The organism is Bradyrhizobium sp. AZCC 1678 (assembly GCF_036924765.1).
GTDB lineage: Bacteria > Pseudomonadota > Alphaproteobacteria > Rhizobiales > Xanthobacteraceae > Bradyrhizobium > Bradyrhizobium algeriense.
Genome location: NZ_JAZHSE010000001.1, coordinates 1932068 through 1948037, shown reverse-complemented (window position 1 = coordinate 1948037; position 15970 = coordinate 1932068). Strand labels below are relative to the sequence as shown.

Annotated in this window: 15 protein-coding genes; 8 read left to right on the top strand and 7 right to left on the bottom strand. The window is 64.2% G+C overall.

What is annotated here, in order from left to right; translation table 11 throughout:
- Window positions 1-21: 21 nt before the first annotated feature.
- The 5 genes from V1294_RS09295 to V1294_RS09275 all read right to left on the bottom strand — a co-directional run bounded on the left by V1294_RS09295 (window position 22) and on the right by V1294_RS09275 (window position 4489).
- Window positions 22-669 carry a flavin reductase family protein gene (locus tag V1294_RS09295; RefSeq protein ID WP_334496532.1) on the bottom strand — a complete coding sequence of 216 codons (648 nt, stop codon included), beginning with the start codon at window positions 667-669 and terminating at the stop codon, window positions 22-24.
- 9 nt (window positions 670-678) lie between these two features.
- Entirely contained in the window at window positions 679-1590 is a 912-nt protein-coding gene (locus tag V1294_RS09290) for a fumarylacetoacetate hydrolase family protein (protein WP_334496531.1), read from the bottom strand.
- Between the two features lie 113 nt (window positions 1591-1703).
- The gene (locus V1294_RS09285; protein ID WP_334496529.1) at window positions 1704-2831 is read right to left on the bottom strand and encodes a cupin domain-containing protein; all 1128 of its coding nucleotides are present in this window, start codon (window positions 2829-2831) and stop codon (window positions 1704-1706) included.
- Window positions 2832-2871: 40 nt separating this feature from the next.
- Window positions 2872-3276 carry a RidA family protein gene (locus V1294_RS09280; RefSeq protein WP_334496528.1) on the bottom strand — a complete coding sequence of 135 codons (405 nt, stop codon included), beginning with the start codon at window positions 3274-3276 and terminating at the stop codon, window positions 2872-2874.
- 40 nt (window positions 3277-3316) lie between these two features.
- The gene (locus tag V1294_RS09275; RefSeq protein ID WP_334496526.1) at window positions 3317-4489 is read right to left on the bottom strand and encodes an acyl-CoA dehydrogenase family protein; all 1173 of its coding nucleotides are present in this window, start codon (window positions 4487-4489) and stop codon (window positions 3317-3319) included.
- Between the two features lie 278 nt (window positions 4490-4767).
- Between V1294_RS09275 and V1294_RS09270 the strand changes: the two genes are divergently transcribed.
- Genes V1294_RS09270 through V1294_RS09240 form a run of 7 tightly spaced genes read left to right on the top strand, consistent with a single transcriptional unit; the run spans window position 4768 to window position 12565 of the window.
- The gene (locus tag V1294_RS09270) at window positions 4768-6930 is read left to right on the top strand and encodes an indolepyruvate ferredoxin oxidoreductase subunit alpha (protein WP_334496524.1); all 2163 of its coding nucleotides are present in this window, start codon (window positions 4768-4770) and stop codon (window positions 6928-6930) included.
- Window positions 6927-8471, top strand: coding sequence for an indolepyruvate oxidoreductase subunit beta family protein (locus tag V1294_RS09265; RefSeq protein ID WP_334496522.1), 1545 nt, complete (start codon window positions 6927-6929; stop codon window positions 8469-8471). Before V1294_RS09270 ends, V1294_RS09265 begins: the two co-directional genes overlap by 4 nt.
- Window positions 8472-8473: 2 nt before the next feature.
- Window positions 8474-9439 (top strand): PDR/VanB family oxidoreductase, encoded by a 966-nt coding sequence (locus V1294_RS09260; RefSeq protein ID WP_334496520.1) that lies wholly within the window; start codon window positions 8474-8476, stop codon window positions 9437-9439.
- Window positions 9440-9450: 11 nt separating this feature from the next.
- On the top strand, window positions 9451-10764 hold the full coding sequence (locus V1294_RS09255; RefSeq protein ID WP_334496519.1) for an aromatic ring-hydroxylating dioxygenase subunit alpha: 1314 nt from the start codon (window positions 9451-9453) through the stop codon (window positions 10762-10764).
- A gap of 1 nt (window position 10765) precedes the next feature.
- On the top strand, window positions 10766-11278 hold the full coding sequence (locus tag V1294_RS09250; protein WP_334477305.1) for an aromatic-ring-hydroxylating dioxygenase subunit beta: 513 nt from the start codon (window positions 10766-10768) through the stop codon (window positions 11276-11278).
- 12 nt (window positions 11279-11290) lie between these two features.
- On the top strand, window positions 11291-12019 hold the full coding sequence (locus V1294_RS09245; RefSeq protein ID WP_442895328.1) for an SDR family NAD(P)-dependent oxidoreductase: 729 nt from the start codon (window positions 11291-11293) through the stop codon (window positions 12017-12019).
- 18 nt (window positions 12020-12037) lie between these two features.
- Window positions 12038-12565 carry a MarR family winged helix-turn-helix transcriptional regulator gene (locus V1294_RS09240; protein WP_334477303.1) on the top strand — a complete coding sequence of 176 codons (528 nt, stop codon included), beginning with the start codon at window positions 12038-12040 and terminating at the stop codon, window positions 12563-12565.
- 1 nt (window position 12566) lies between these two features.
- On the opposite strand, the gene V1294_RS09235 is transcribed toward V1294_RS09240, so the two are convergent.
- Window positions 12567-13397, bottom strand: a complete 831-nt coding sequence (locus V1294_RS09235; RefSeq protein WP_334496517.1) for a dienelactone hydrolase family protein — start codon at window positions 13395-13397, stop codon at window positions 12567-12569.
- Between the two features lie 163 nt (window positions 13398-13560).
- On the opposite strand from V1294_RS09235, the gene V1294_RS09230 reads away from it, so the two are divergent.
- Entirely contained in the window at window positions 13561-14490 is a 930-nt protein-coding gene (locus tag V1294_RS09230) for a GlxA family transcriptional regulator (protein WP_334496516.1), read from the top strand.
- Between the two features lie 26 nt (window positions 14491-14516).
- Here the strand turns inward: V1294_RS09230 and V1294_RS09225 are convergent, their stop codons facing one another.
- The gene (locus tag V1294_RS09225) at window positions 14517-15935 is read right to left on the bottom strand and encodes an aldehyde dehydrogenase family protein (RefSeq protein ID WP_334496514.1); all 1419 of its coding nucleotides are present in this window, start codon (window positions 15933-15935) and stop codon (window positions 14517-14519) included.
- Between the last annotated feature and the right edge of the window lie 35 nt (window positions 15936-15970).

Below are 15970 nucleotides of genomic sequence, written 5' to 3'. Positions count from 1 at the left end.
TTGTTCTCCCCTTCAGACCCTTTACGCCGGTTCCGCCTTGACGTTCTTTTCCTGCCACGCCGCCCAGGTCGGCCGATCGATCTGGAACAGGTCGGAGGAGCGCGCATACCAGCCGCTGCCGTGCATGCGGGCGATCAGGCGCAGCGCCTGGGTATCGATGTGACAGCGCTCCTTGTCCAAAATCACCGTGTCATCGACATGGGCGCGGACCACGCGGCCGATGACGGCGGTTTGCCGTGGCCCCGTCACCAGCGAGGTCAGGACCCGGCATTCGAACGACACTGGCGATTCAGCGATACGCGGCGGGCGCACCGCCTGCGAGGCAGCCGGCGTCAGTCCGGCCAGCGTCAGTTCATCGATCTCGGGCGGCGCGTCGATACAGGTTATGTTCATGGCCTCGGCGTTGGCTTCGCCAACGAGGTTCACGACGAATTCCCCGGTATCGAGAATATTGGCCGCCGTGTCCTTGAACCGCTCCGAGCCCGCCAGAAGCCCGATCGCGACCGTCGGCGGCTCATGCCCCATCACGTTGAAGAAGCTGAAAGGCGCGGCATTGATCACGCCGCTCGCGGAGAGCGTGGTGATCCAGGCGATCGGCCGCGGCGTCACCGTGGCCGTCAGGATCTTGTAGCGGTTCTGCGCTTCCAGCGTCTCCATGTCGAAGATCATGCCGGCCTCTCAGATCGCCACCACCGGATGGCGCAGCCGGCCGATGCCCGTGACTTCCGCTTCCACCACGTCGCCCGGCCACAGCCATTCCTGCGGAGAGCGCCCGGCGCCGACGCCCTCGGGCGTGCCCGTTGCGATGATGTCTCCCGGCTCCAGCGTCATCGCGGCGGAAATATCCGCGATCAGGAGCGGCACCTTGAACAGCATGTGGCGCGTGTTGGAGCGCTGCTTCTCGACACCGTTCACCGTCAGCCAGAGATCGAGCGCGTGCGGATCGGTGATTTCGTCTGCCGTAACGATGCACGGCCCGAACGGCGCGTAGGTGTCCTGTCCCTTGGAGTAGATCCATTGACCGGCGCGGCGATTGTCGCGGGCGCTGATGTCGATCATCACGCTGTAGCCGAACACGAAGCTGAGTGCTTCCGCCTCCGACACCCGCCGTGCGGTTCGTCCCATCACGACGGCAAGCTCGACTTCCCAGTCGAGTTGCTGCGTGATCGCCTTGTTGTGATGGATGGCCTCGTCAGGCCCGATCACGCTGGTTGGCGGCTTCGAGAAGATGATGGGTTGCTTGGGCAGGTCCTTTGCCGTGTCGAGGGCGCGGGACGACTCCGCGACGTGCTCGACATAATTGAGACCGATACCAAAAATGTTCTTGCGGGGACGCGGGATCGGCGCCAGCAGCCTGACATTCGCCAGCGGCAAAGCGGCGCCTACCGGCCAGTTATCCTTGCCCTCGTTCAATATCTTCTTGAGCGCTGCCAGCGCGGGCGGCCCAAGATCGATAAAGTCGAGCATCGATGACGGAAGGGAAGCCCCGGCATGCTGGCCAGCCTTCTCAACGTCGACGACCAGATCGCCGACGACGGCGCCAAGACGGGCTGCAGCCTCAACTGTGCTGCGATAGGTAACGAGGCGCACTGTTTCTCTCCTCCTGTAGCGTTTTCAAGCGAAGTGGATACCGGTTCGCGTGAAGAAAACGCGTCAAAACAAGAATCTAGAGCTTCGGTTCTGATTCAATCAGAACCGAAGCTCTAGGATACGAGGGGCTGCCGCCCGCCATTGTCGCCAAAGGCTTCCTCGCGGTAGAGCCCGAGCGCGTGCATGACCGGCAGGTCGTTGAAGGTGAAGAGGCAGGCGTCCTCGCTGGCGGAGGCATTCACATGTTCATGCCAGGCCCATGACGGAACACAGAAGATGTCGCGCTCCTTCCAGTCGAAGCGCTTGCCGTCGATGATCGAGTGACCGCGTCCCTTGGCGACCTGATAGATGAAGCTGCCGGTGTGACGATGCGCGCGCGTGCTCTCGCCCGGCCGCAGCATCTGCATCGACGCGCCGATCGTCTGCATCACCGGACCGCCGGTCACCGGGTTCACATAGTTCATGAGCACGCCGTCATACGGCGAACCGTCGGTGGCCTTGCCGTAGCGCTGCAGCGCCTCGTAGGTCGGACCCCACTCATATTTCAATAGTGGCGAATATCCCTTGGACCATTCGGCGCCTGCCGGACGCAGGCCGGGATTGCCCCAGGTGTGCGTCATGTCGTCGACGGGATAGCCGACGCTCTGCTGCAGATCGGGATGGACCACGTAAAAGTTGGCTTCGAGCGTATTGACCAGCGGGATGTCGAGACCGTCCTGCCAGATGCAGGGCGTGCCGTCGCTGGAGACGCCGTGTTCATGCCAGGTGCCGTTCGGCGTCAGCACGAAGTCGTTGGCGCCGAGCGTCATCTTGTGGCCGTCGACGATGGTGTAGGCGCCCTCGCCTTCCATGATGAAGCGAAGGGCGGACGCCGAATGGGCGTGGGCGGACGCGACCTCGCCCGGATGCATGACCTGCAGGCCGGAATAGAGCCAGCCGACCGCGGCGGCGTGCTCACGCCGGCCGGGATTGTTCAGGTAGATGACGCGCCGCCCGGCCTTTTCGGGCGACACCAGTTCGACGGAGCGCAACACGTGCGCGCGGAGGTCCTCGTAGCGCCACAAGACCGGAACGGAAGACGATTTGGGCTGCCAGGGCTCGATCTTGTTCGCGACCGTCCAGAGCGCGCCCGCTTCCAGCTTTTCGAGCTGGTCATAGTAGGCGAGCAATTCAGGCGTATCCTCGACATTGGCCCGTCCGGCCACGTCTTCCCGGTGGTTTTCACGAGCTTTCGTTGCCATGTCGCCCTCCTGTACTGGCGCCTTGTCCGGCGTCGCGTTGTCAGTTCATCTGATCAGGTATCATCGCGATCGCCTGGATTTCGACCTTGGCGCGATCCTCGATCAGCCCCGATACCTGCAGCGCCGTCATGGCCGGAAAGTTCCGGCCTATCACGTCACGATAGACCATGCCGATTTCCTTCAGGCGCGCCGAATATTCCTTACGATCGAGCAGGAACCACGTCATCGACACGATATGCTCGGGCCCGGCGCCGCCGGCACGCACCACCGCATCGACGTTCTTCAGGGTCTGGCCGATCTGAGCCACCAGATCGTCGGACTCGAACTTGCATTGTTCGTTCCAGCCGATCTGGCCTGCGACGAAGATCATCTTGCCGCGGGCGGCGATGCCGTTCGCATAACCGCTCGGCTTGGCCCAACCGGGCGGCTGCAAGAACTCGAACATTTCTTAACTCCCGTAGCAGGACGCGACTGGACGCCCGCAGCTAGGCTTTCAGGACGTCGCGTCCGATAATGAGTTTCTGGACTTCGGTCGCGCCTTCATAGATGCGCAACGCGCGTATCTCGCGATAGAGCTGCTCGACCATCTCGCCGGAGCGCACGCCGCGGCCGCCGAACATCTGCACGGCGCGGTCGATCACTTCTTGCGCGGTTTCGGTCGCGACCATCTTCGCCATCGCCGCTTCGCGCGTCGTGGAAGCTTTCTGCACGTCGCGCCGCCAGGCCGCCCGATAGGTGAGAAGCGCACTGGCGTCGACACCCGCCGCCATGTCGCCGAGCGCTGCCTGCGTCAATTGCTGGTCGCCCAGCACGCCGCCGAACATCCGCCGGCTCCGCGCATGCGCTGTCGCCTCATCGAGCGCGCGGCGGGCAAAGCCAAGTGCTGCGGCTGCGACCGACGCGCGGAAGATATCGAGGGTACGCATCGCGATCTTGAAACCTTCGCCCGGCGAGCCCAACAGCCGCGCCGCCGGAATCCGGCACGAATCGAAACGCAGCGTCGCCAGCGGGTGCGGCGCCATCACGTCGATGCGGTCGGCAATCGAGAACCCGGGATCATCCGGCAGCACCACAAAAGCCGAAATGCCCCGCGCGCCCGGCGCCTCGCCGGTTCGCGCAAACAGCGTATAGACATCGGCGATGCCGCCGTTGGAAATCCAGGTCTTCTCGCCATCCAGGATATAGTGGTCGCCCTCGCGCCGCGCGCTGCAGGCCATCGCGGCAACGTCGGAACCGGCTTCCTTCTCCGACAGGGCAAAGGCCGCGACCCAGTCGCCGCGCCGCGCCTTCGGCAGCACCAGCGCGCGCAATTCAGGCGAGCCTGCAATCGCCACCGCCCCGGTGCCAAGTCCCTGCATCGCAAAGGCGAAATCAGCGAGCCCGCTGTGCCAGGCCAGCGTCTCGCGGGCCAGACAGATCAGCCGGGAATCGATCACCGCATCGGGCCGATCGTCCGCGACCGACGCCTCCAGCAATCCTGCAGCGCCAAGGCTACGAACCAGCGAACGGCAAGTCCCATCGACGTCGCCGCCGTGCGTATCGCCAAGACCGGCCGCAAATGCATCGAGCACTGCCGCATATTCGCCGTGACGGGAATCGAAGAACGGCCACGCGAGATGTTCGCGAGACGGCCCGCGCAACTGCGAAACCGGGGTCATGTCAGTCTCCCGCAAAGGCCGCTTTTAGCGTACGCCACCAAGCGCGACGCGTGCCAATAATGTTTCATGGCTAAAATATCATGTCAAGCGAGCCGATCTGGCGCCTGAGCCGGCCGGCTGTGCACAAAGCCTGCGAAATAGGCTGCAAAACTGCAGATAGATGCGCGAAGGATGTTTTGCCGTGCCCAAACCCGCAAGTTTGATTGACATCATTTTTGTTTGATGTCTAAAATTATATTCGGTCGTCCGGAGTTCCCCGCAAGGCCGAGGAGGCGAGCATGGCAGAACGCTCTTTCGCGCGCGAGGTGGAGGACCTGAAGCTCGGCGCCGGCCAGGAATTTCGCGGCGAAGGCATCCTGGCGATCACCAAGGCACTGCTCGAATGCGGCGTCAGCTATGTCGCCGGCTACCAGGGCGCGCCGATCTCGCATCTGATGGACGTGCTGTCCGACGCGCAGGACATCCTTTCCGACCTCGGCGTGCATTTTGAATCGAGCGCCAGCGAGGCGACGGCGGCGGCCACCCTTGCCGCCTCGGTGATGTATCCGATCCGCGGCGCGGTCACGTTCAAGGCGCCGGTCGGCATCAACGTCGCGTCCGATGCGCTCGCCAACCTGTCCTCGGGCGGCGTGACCGGCGGCGCGCTCATCATCATCGGCGAGGATTACGGCGAAGGCTCCTCCATCATGCAGGAGCGTTCGCACGCCTTTGCGATGAAGTCGCAGCTCTGGCTGGTCGATCCGCGGCCCAACGTGGCGTCGATCGTCAAGGCCGTGCACGATTCCTTCGAACTATCCGAGGCGTCGAATACGCCCGTCATGCTGGAGGTGCGGATACGTGCCTGCCATGTCCATGGCCGCTTCGCCACCCGCGACAACGTCCGCCCTGCCTTTCCGCTTTCCCGCGCGCTCGATGCGCCGTCGCGCGACACCAACCGTATCGTGCTGCCGCCCGCCTCGTTCCTGCACGAAAAGGAGAAGATCGAGCAGCGCTGGCCTGCGGCGGTCGAATTCATCCACGCCCGCGGCATGAACGAGACGTTTGACGGCGATATCGACGATATCGGCATCATCATGCAGGGCGGCATGTATAACGGCGTCATCACCGCGCTGCGTGAGGCTGGCCTTGCCGATATCTGGGGCGAGACGCGGGTGCCGCTCTATGTGATGAACGTGACCTACCCGATTGTCGACCGCGAGGTGATCGACTTCTGCCGCGGCAAGAAGGCGGTGCTGATGGTCGAGGAAGGCCAGCCCGAGTTCATCGAGCAGGCGCTGCACAAGATCCTGCGCAACGCCGACATTCCGGCCAAGCTGCACGGCAAGGATCTGTTTCCGATGGCCGGCGAATACACCGCGCAAGTCATGGGCGCAGCGATCGGCGCCTTCATCCGCCGCTGGCGCTCCGATGCGCTGCCGGATTCCGCGCGTGCGCCGAACATCGACCGCGTCGAGGTCGACGACAAGATCCGCGCGCTGGCCGACGTGGTGCCGCCGCGACCGCCGGGCTTCTGCACCGGCTGTCCGGAGCGGCCGATCTTTTCCGCGATGAAACTCGTGGAAAAGGAGCTCGGCCCGCATCATATCGCCGCTGATATCGGCTGCCATTTGTTCTCGATCCTGCCGCCGTTCAATATCGGCGCCACCACCATGGGATACGGACTCGGTCCTGCATCGGCCTCGGCTTTCAACGTTCCGGCGAGCAAGCGCTCGATCTCGATGATGGGCGACGGCGGCTTCTGGCATAACGGCCTGACCAGCGGCGTCGGCAACGCCGTCTTCAACCAGCATGACGGCGTGATCGTCGTGGTCGACAATTACTATTCGGCCGCGACCGGCGGCCAGGACATCCCGTCCTCGCGCGCCGACAACCGTTCGCGCTCGACCAAGCATCCGATCGTCGAAGCGGTGAAGGGCGTCGGCGCCAAGTGGGTGCGCCAGATCGACCGCACCTATGACGTCACGCGCATGCGCGACACCCTGCGCGAGGCGCTGACGACGGACGAGAAGGGACCGAAGATCATCGTCGCCTCGTCGGAATGCATGCTGAACAAGCAGCGGCGCGTGAAGCCGCTGGTGGCGGCCGCCGCCAAGCGCGGCGAGCGCATCGTGCGCGAGCGCTTCGGCGTCGACGAAGACACCTGCTCCGGCGACCACGCCTGCATCCGCCTGTCCGGCTGCCCGTCGCTGTCGGTGAAGCCGACCAGCGATCCCCTGAAGGACAATCCGGTCGCCGCCGTCGACAATAGCTGTGTCGGCTGCGGCCATTGCGGCGAGGTCGCGGACGCTGCCGTCTTGTGTCCCTCCTTCTACCGGGCCGACGTCGTTTCCAATCCGACCGCCTTCGAAGCGCGGCTCGACCGCATCTGGCAACGGATGATCGGCGCGTTGCAGCGCTGGCGGGCGGGACGGCGGGTCATGTTCGAGCAGGAGGCGGCATGAACGTCTCGGTCGCCCCCTCCTCCATCGCGCTCAGTCAGGCTCGCCCCATCACCGTCGCGGTGCTCGCGATGGGCGGCCAGGGCGGCGGCGTGCTGGTCGACTGGATCGTAGCGCTGGCCGAGCGGCGCGGCTGGTTCGCGCAATCGACGTCGGTGCCCGGCGTCGCCCAGCGCACCGGCGCCACCATCTATTACATCGAGATGATCGCGCCCGACGCCGGCAAGCCGGATCGTTACCCCGTGCTGTCGATGATGCCGGCGCCGGGCAAGGTCGACATCGTGATCGGCGCCGAATTGATGGAGGCCGGCCGCGCCATCCTGCGCGGGCTGGTCTCGCCCGACCGCACGCTTTTGATCGGCTCCTCGCACCGCTCGCTGGCCGTGAGCGAGAAGACCGCGCCCGGCGACGGCACCGCCGACGCGTCGCAGGTCTATGAGGCGGCCAATGTCGCCGCCAACCGCTTCATCGCGTTCGACATGTCCGAGATTGCGGATGCCACCGGCAGCGTGGTCTCCTCGGTGTTGTTCGGTGCGCTCGCGGGCTCCGGCGCCCTGCCCTTTACGACCGAGGATTTTGAGGCCACGATCCGCTCAGCCGGTGTCGGCGTCGATGCCAGCCTGCGCGCCTTCACCGCCGGCCGCGAGCGGGCGGTTGCCACGCTCAAGCAGGATCCCAAGATCAAACCGACGGCAAAACCGCCGCTCGCCAAACGCTTTCCGCGCCTCGAACCGATCGGCCATACCGATTACGACGCGCTGGTCGCGCGGGCGCGGCAGTTGCCGGTTGAGATACACGGCATCGTCGCGGCCGGCCTGCAGCGGGTGGTCGATTATCAGGACGTCGCCTACGGCAGCGAATATCTCGACCGGCTGGAAGCGATGCCGCGCGACGCGATCGGACTGATGCAGGCCTTTGCGAAGTATCTTGCCATCGCGATGGCCTATGACGACGTCATCCGCGTAGCCGATCTCAAGACGCGTGCAGGACGGTTTGACCGGGTGCGCCGCGAGGCGCGGGCCGGCGACGACCAGATCCTCGGGATCACCGAATTCTTCCATCCACGGATCGAGGAAATGGCAGGGCTCTTACCACCGCTAATTGGCGAAAAACTCGAGCGCAGCCAGCGGCTCGCCCGGCTGATCGATCGTGGACGCAAACTCCGCACGACGGCGCCGTCGGCATTTCTAATGCTGTACTGCGTGGCCGGCCTGCGGCGATTCCGTCGGCGCATGCTGCGGCATTCGCGAGAGATGCGCCATCTCGATCAATGGGCGCAACGCGTCCGGAAGTTCGCCGCGAGTGATACAGCGCTCGCGACCGCCGTTTGCGAGGCCCGCCGCCTCGTCGGCGGCTACTCGGACACGCATTCCCGCGGTGAATCGAAATTCGACAAGGTCATGCTGGCGTCCGAGCGCCTGGCCGGCCGGTCTGATGCGGCCGAATGGGTGCAGCGGTTGACCAAGGTCGCGCTGAAGGACGCCGATGGCACTGAGCTCGACGGCGCGTTGCGCACCGTCGATACGCTGTTCGAGGACGCCTGAGGATGGATCAATTCGAAGTCGTGGTGTCGAAGGCCGAAGCGCTCACGCCGCGTATACGTGAATTCGTGCTCGCGCGCGCCAACGGCGCCCCGATGCCGGGCTGGTCCGCGGGCGCCCATATCGACGTCCATCTGCCCGATGTCGGCCGGCGCTCCTATTCGCTGATCGAGACGAATTCACCGCGCGCGGCCGCCGAACATCCCGCCGCCTATCGCATCGCCGTGCTACAGGAAAGCAAAAGCCATGGCGGCTCGACCTTCATGCACGGTCTCAAGACCGGCGATCGCCTGACGATCTCGCCGCCTGCGAATAACTTTCCGCTCGGCGTGGGTGCGGGCGAAGTCGCGCTTGTCGCGGGCGGCATCGGCGTGACGCCGCTGCTCGCGATGGCCTGCGAACTCTGCGCGGCGAAGCGGCCATTCTCGTTCTATTACGCCGGACGCAGCCGCAGCGAGCTCGCCTTTCTGGGCGACATCGAGCGACTGGCCAGCGCAAGCGCGACCATCCACGCCGACGACGAAGCCGGACGCTTCTTCGACCTCGAGAGCCTGATGACGCGGCTCGCGCCCGACGTGCCGCTCTATCTTTGTGGGCCGCTGCCGATGATCGAAGCGTCCATCGCGCTGGCGAAGCGACTGAACTGGCCGCAAGGGCGGCTGCATTTTGAAATCTTCACCGCGCCCGAGGAGAAGTCCGGCGATGCCGGTTTCGAGGTCGAACTCAAGAGCAGCGGTCGCGTCTACGAGATTCCTGCCGGCAAGACCATCCTCGACGTGCTGCTCGAGGCCGGCGAAGACCCGATGCATGACTGCAAGCGCGGCGATTGCGGCATCTGCCAGACCACGGTCATCGAGGGTATTCCCGATCATCGCGATTACATCTTGAGCGAAAGCGAGAAGGCGTCGAACAAGGTGATGCAGATCTGTGTTTCGCGCGCGAAAACCAAGCGACTCGTGCTCGACCTGTGAAGGAGGAACGCATGACCCGATACGCCGGCAACGCCGCTGCGCTTCGCGCGCTGGTCCGCGAGCAGGAGGTTCACCGCGACGTCTATGTCAGCGAAGAGGTGTTCCAGCTCGAAATGGAGCATATGTTCCCGAACAGCTGGGTCTATGTCGGCCATGACAGCCAGGTCCCCAATGCCGGCGACTATTTCGGCACCACGATCGGCACGCAGCCGGTGCTGCTGGTCCGCCATACCGACGGCAAGGTGCACGTGCTGCACAACCGCTGCCCGCACAAGGGCACGCGCATCACGTCCGAGACCTGCGGCAACACCGGAAAATTCTTCCGCTGCCCCTACCACGCCTGGAGCTTCAAGACCGACGGCTCGCTGCTCGCGATCCCCCTGAAGAAGGGCTACGAGAACACCGGCTTCGAGCAAAGCCACGCCGCGCCTGGCATGGCGCCAGTGCGCCACGTCCGCAACTATCGCGGCTTCGTGTTCGCCAAGATCAACGACGGCGGCGTCGATTTCGAGGAGTTCTTCGGCGAAAGCCTGTCGAGCTTCGACAACATGATCGACCGTTCGCCGGCCGGCCAGCTCAAGGTCGCCGGCGGCGTGCTGCGTTACATGCACAATTGCAATTGGAAGATGCTGGTCGAAAACCAGACCGACACCTGCCATCCGATGGTCGCGCACGAATCCTCCGCCGGCACCGTGGTCGAGGTCTGGAAGAAGGCGCCGCCCGGCACCAAAAAGCCGATGGCGGTCGAGATCATCGCCCCCTTCATGAGTCCGTACGAGTTCTTCGAGAACATGGGTATCCGGATCTGGGACAACGGCCACGGCCATACCGGCGTGCACCACTCGATCCACTCCGATTATTCGGCAGTGCCCGGCTATTTCGAGAAGATGACAGCCGCCTATGGCGAGGAACGCGCCAAGGCTATCCTCGGCGAGAACCGGCACAACACCGTCTATTTCCCCAACATCATGATCAAGGGACCGATCCAGTTGTTGCGGCACTTCAAGCCGATCGCGGCCAACAAGACGCTAGTCGAGTCCTGGACGTTCCAGCTCGTCGATGCGCCCGACATGCTGCTCGAACGCACGCTGATGTACAACCGGCTGATCAATGCGCCGACCTCCATCGTCGGCCATGACGACCTCGAAATGTATGAACGGGCGCAGGAAGGCCTGCACTCGAACGGCAACGAGTGGGTGAACCTGCAGCGCCTCTACAGCCCCGACGAAGCCGGACAGACCAACGTGGCGGTCAACGGGACCAGCGAGTGGCCGATGCGCCATCAGTTCCGGGCCTGGTCCAAGTTCATGACGATGGGGATGTGACATGAGCATGCTCGCCGAGGCTCCACTTAAGAATGCGGTCCCCACCGATCAGGAGTTGATCGACTTCGTGGTTCGCGAGGCGCGGCTGATCGACCAGCAGCGTTTCGACGAATGGCTCGACATGTACGCCGACGACGCCTTCTACTGGATGCCGCTGGAATGGAATCAAACCGATCCGCGGTTGACCTGCTCGCTGATGTACGAGGACAAGCTGCTGCTCTCGATCCGGGTCGAACGGCTCAAGGGCGCGCGGACCTTCAGCCAGAAGCCGAAGAGCCGCTGCCATCACGTGCTGCAGACGCCGCAGGTCGACTCGCGCGACGCCGCCGCCAACAGCTATGTCACCTGGACGGCGATGCATTATGTGGAGACTCGCCTGGAAGAGCAGACGCTCTATGCGGCCTGGGCGACGCATCATCTGAGCGTCGAAGACGGCAAGCTGAGGATCAAGCTGAAGCGCGTCGACCTGATCAATTGCGATGCTGCCTTCGGCAACATCCAGCTCTTTATGTGACGGAGAATGAGCGTGGTCCACCACACGGCGATCGTAAGCGGCGGCAATACCGGCATTGGCGCTGCGATCGCGCGCGGACTCCTGGCCGAGGGCTATGACGTGATCTCGCTGTCGCGGCGCAAGCCCGACTGGAGCCATCCAAAACTCTCCTCGCGCGAGGTCGACCTGCTCGATGCGGCTGCGACGCGGCAGGCAGCGAACGAGATCGCTGCGAAGGTTGCGATCACCCACGTCGTGCACAATGCCGGCGCGATCCGCGCCAAGCTGCTGGAAGAGGTCGCCGACGAGGACGTCGGCGCATTAGCGCAACTGCATTTCGGCGCCGCGATTGCGCTGGCGCAGGCGGCGCTGCCGGGCATGAAACAGGCTCGCTTCGGCCGCATCGTGCTGCTGTCGTCGCGCGCCGCGCTGGGGGCCGCCACGCGCACGGTCTATTCGGCGACCAAGGCCGGCATCATCGGCATGGCGCGGACCTGGGCGCTGGAACTCGCCCCTTTTGGAATCACCGTCAATGTCGTCGCACCCGGCCCGATCGGCGATACCGAGATGTTCGAAAGCGTGATGTCGCCGGAATCCGAGCGCGCCAGGAAGCTGGCACAGTCGATTCCGCTTGGCCGCCTCGGCAAATCGGCCGACGTCGCGCGCGCGGTCAGTTTCTTCAGTTCACCTGATGCCGACTTCATCACCGGGCAGACGCTGTATGTCTGCGGCGGAGCCAGCATCGGATCGATTTCCATCTAGCCCGGTGAGACCTAAGCCATGGATGCCACAGTCAAACGAAAGGCCCGATCCCCGAAGAGCGCACGCGGGCAAGCGTTGCGGCCGGTCGAGCCGGCGCACGAATCCGACGGCGCGCATCTGGAATTGCGGATCTGGCTGCGGCTGCTGTCCTGCGCCACCCGCATCGAGAAGGCGCTGAACGCCCGGCTACGCAAGGAGTTCAACACCACGCTGGCCCGCTTCGACCTGCTGGCACAGCTCACGCGCAAGCCTGAAGGCGCGACCATGTCCGAGGTTTCGGACCTCCTGATGGTTTCAAACGGTGCGATCACCGCGCTGGTGCAGAAGCTGGAAGCTGATGGCTTCATCCATCGCGAGGTCGATTCCGAGGACCGCCGCACCTTCCGCCTGCGCCTGTCGCAGGAAGGCGCCAGGGAATTCAGCCGGATGGCGCGCCGGCATGAGGAATGGGTGATTGCCCTGATCGGCGAACTGTCACACGTCGCGCAGTCGGATCTGTTGCAACATCTGACGCTGCTCAAGCGGCGCCTCGACAAGCATTCCTGACTTAGACCCCAGGCGAAGGCGCGAGCCTGCGCTTGAAGAACGCCAGAATTTCATCGCGGGCCGCGATCGTCGGTTGGCTGGCCTCATCGATCAGGTGTGCGGTGACGACGCTATGCGGGGTCGTGACGTGGCGCTCGAAGAACGGCGCAAGATCGGTATTCGCCGCGCTGTCCGGAAGCACCCGCCCGATGAAGCGATCACCGAGCGCCTCCGCATAGGCCGCAAAGCGTTGCGCCATGCAGAACTTGTCGCCCGCGAAGCGATAGGCCAGCACCGTCAGATCTTCCCTGTCGAGCCGTTCGCGAACGGCCCTGACTTCGTCGGGTGCGATTTCAATACCTGCCGGATTGTTCAGCGGCAGCGACGGCTGCGAGAGCACCGGCGCCAGCATCGACGGTTCGAGCATCATGGTCAGCGCAAAATTTCCCGTAAAGCACATCCCGATGGCGCCGACGCCGGGGCCGCCGCACTCGCCATGCGCAAAATGCGCCAACGAACGCAGCCATTTTGTCACCGGACTGGATTCGTTTGCGGCCAAAGCGCGAAACTCGGCACTCACACAGGCGCGCTGAAAGATCGCGGCGCCTTCCTCCGCGCCTGGAACGGCACCATCGCGGCCGAACAGCGACGGCATGTAGACGGTGAAGCCGGCGTCGCGGACCCAGCGGGCAAACCGCGCGACGTGCGGGCTGATGCCCGGCATCTCCGTCATCACGATGACGGCAGGCCCTGCGCCGGCCACGTAGACGACCTTGCTGACGCCATCGAGCGTGATATCGCGGCGCGTGAAATCCTCAAGCGGATCGTCCTGCTTCATGGACCGTTTCGGCATCGGCGCAATTCCTTGTTGGTCGATTAATACCGGACAGGGCCATAGCGCAGGGCTGAAAGTGCCTGCAGCCAATGCTCTCCGGGCGATGTCTTCACGGATATCATTGCGATTTCGAGGTCGGCAGGCTAGTGTCAAAATTGACATTAATCGGGTATTTTTTGACATGACCAAAATCGCGGTTGTCGAGATCGAGGGGTGCATGGCCTCGAGCGCGGCGATCACCCACGATGTGATGGCAACGGCCAACCGCATCAGTGCTGCGAAGCGCGTTCCGCCCTTCAAGGTTACGACGGTGAGTTGCGGATCCCGCCGCAGCAGCGTCGACCTGCGCGGAATCGAACTCGTCATCGTCCCCGGTCTTGGCACGGCGACGGCGGACGCACTGGACGTGAAGTTGAAGAGCCCGGCGTGCCGCCACGCGGGCGACATGCTGAGGCGGGCGCACGGACGGGGTGCCATGCTCGCCGCGTCCTGCGCGAGCACCTTCCTGCTGGCGGAGACGGGCTTGCTCGACGGCCGGCGGGCAACCACAACGTGGTGGTTCGCGCCGTTGTTCCGGCAGCGCTATCCCGCCGTCGAACTGCTGACGGAGCAGATGGTGGTCGCCGATTGGCCGATCGCAACCGGCGGCGCAGCCATGGCGCAGATGGACCTGATGCTTGCGGTCGTCGGCCGGTTTGCAGGACCAAGCCTGGCGAAAGCCTGCGCCAACTATCTTCTGCTGGACGGGCGGCGCTCGCAGGCGCCGTTCATGGCGATCAACTATCTGGCGAGCCAGGACCCCAGGATTGCCAAGGCCGAGAAATGGGTGCGCGACAACATCGCGCGCGACTTTGCGATAGAGGAACTCGCCGAAGCCGTCGCGTTGGCGCCACGGACATTTGCCCGGCGAGTTGCAGCGACATGCGGCGTCTCACCGATTCAGTTCGTGCAACGGATCAGGCTGGAGACCGCACGATTCCTGCTTGAGACCACGCGCCTGTCTGTCGGGCAGATCGCGCGGCAGGTCGGTTATGCGGAGCCTTCCACGCTTCGCCGGCTGATCCGGCGCGATACGAAACACCCGCCCGGACATTTCCGTCCCGCCGCCTGAGTGCCTTCGCTCGCGATGCGCCAGCCTCAGTAGCCGAGTATGGCCTTCACCTCGAGATATTCCTCAAACCCGAAGACTCCAAACTCACGCCCATTGCCGGACTGCTTGTAGCCACCGAACGGCAGGCTGCGGTCGAACGGCGCGCCGTTGAGATAGACGCGCCCGGCGCGGATGCGGTTGGCGACGGTGCGAGCGCGATCAGGATCGCTGGACTGCACAAAACCCGCCAATCCGAACGGCGTGTCATTGGCGATCTCGATCGCCTCGTCCTCGGTGTCGTAACTCATGATCGATAGCACCGGGCCAAAGATCTCCTCGCGTGCAATCTTCATGTGCGGCGTCACGTCACCGAACACCGTCGGGCGAACATAGTATCCGCGGTTGACGTCGGATGGCCGCCCCGTTCCGCCGGCCACCAGCGTCGCCCCTTCGTCAACGCCGGACTGGATGAGGTCCTGCACTTTCTCGAACTGCGCCTGGTTCACCAGCGGCCCCATGGTGGACGCCGGATCGAGCGGGTCGCCTAAGCGGATCGTGTCGACAGCCTCACGCGCCGCCGCGAATGCCGCGTCCCGCTGCGCGCGAGGGATAAGCATGCGCGTCGGAGATTGGCAATTTTGGCCGCCGTTCGTGTAACAGGCGTGAACGCCCTGGGTCACGGCAGCTTTCACGTCGGCATCGGCCAGGATGATATTGGCGGATTTGCCGCCCAGTTCCTGCGCGACGCGCTTGACCGTATCCGCCGCAAGCTTGGCCACCCTTACGCCGGCCGTTGTCGACCCAGTGAACGACACCATGTCGATCTCGGGGTGGGCGGCAATCGCCTCGCCTACCGTAGGCCCGTCTCCGTTAACGAGATTGAAGACGCCCGCCGGGACACCCGCGGCGTCGACGATCTCCGCAAACATCATCGCGCTGAGCGGCGCGATCTCGCTGGGTTTCAGGACGACGGTGCAACCGGTGGCGAGCGCCGGCGCGACCTTGGAGGCAACCTGGTTCAACGGCCAGTTCCACGGCGTGATCAATCCGCAGACACCGATCGGTTCGCGGCGGACGATCCCGTTCCCCATCCGCTCCTCAAACCTGTAGTTCGCAAGCACGCGCGCAGCCTCTTCGAAATGAAACAGCGCGACGGTCGCCTGGCGCTCGGTGGCAAACGTGATGGGCGCGCCCATCTCCAGGGTCATCATCCGCGCCAGCTCCGGCAGACGCGCCCTAAAGCCCTCGATGATCTTCTGAAGCCAGAACAGACGCCCTTTGACATCAGTTACGGAATACGTCGCGAAAGCGCGGCGCGCCGCCTTGGCGGCCCGATCCACGTCCAGCCTCGAGCCCAGGCTGATCTGCGCGAATGTCTCCTCCGTCGCAGGGTTGACTATTCCGAGGGTTGAGGGCGTGGCTGGATCGACCCAGGCGCCGTCGATGTAGAATTTCAATTTTTCCATCGTCCCCTATCCGTGACATCAGCCACTGCGGCGTG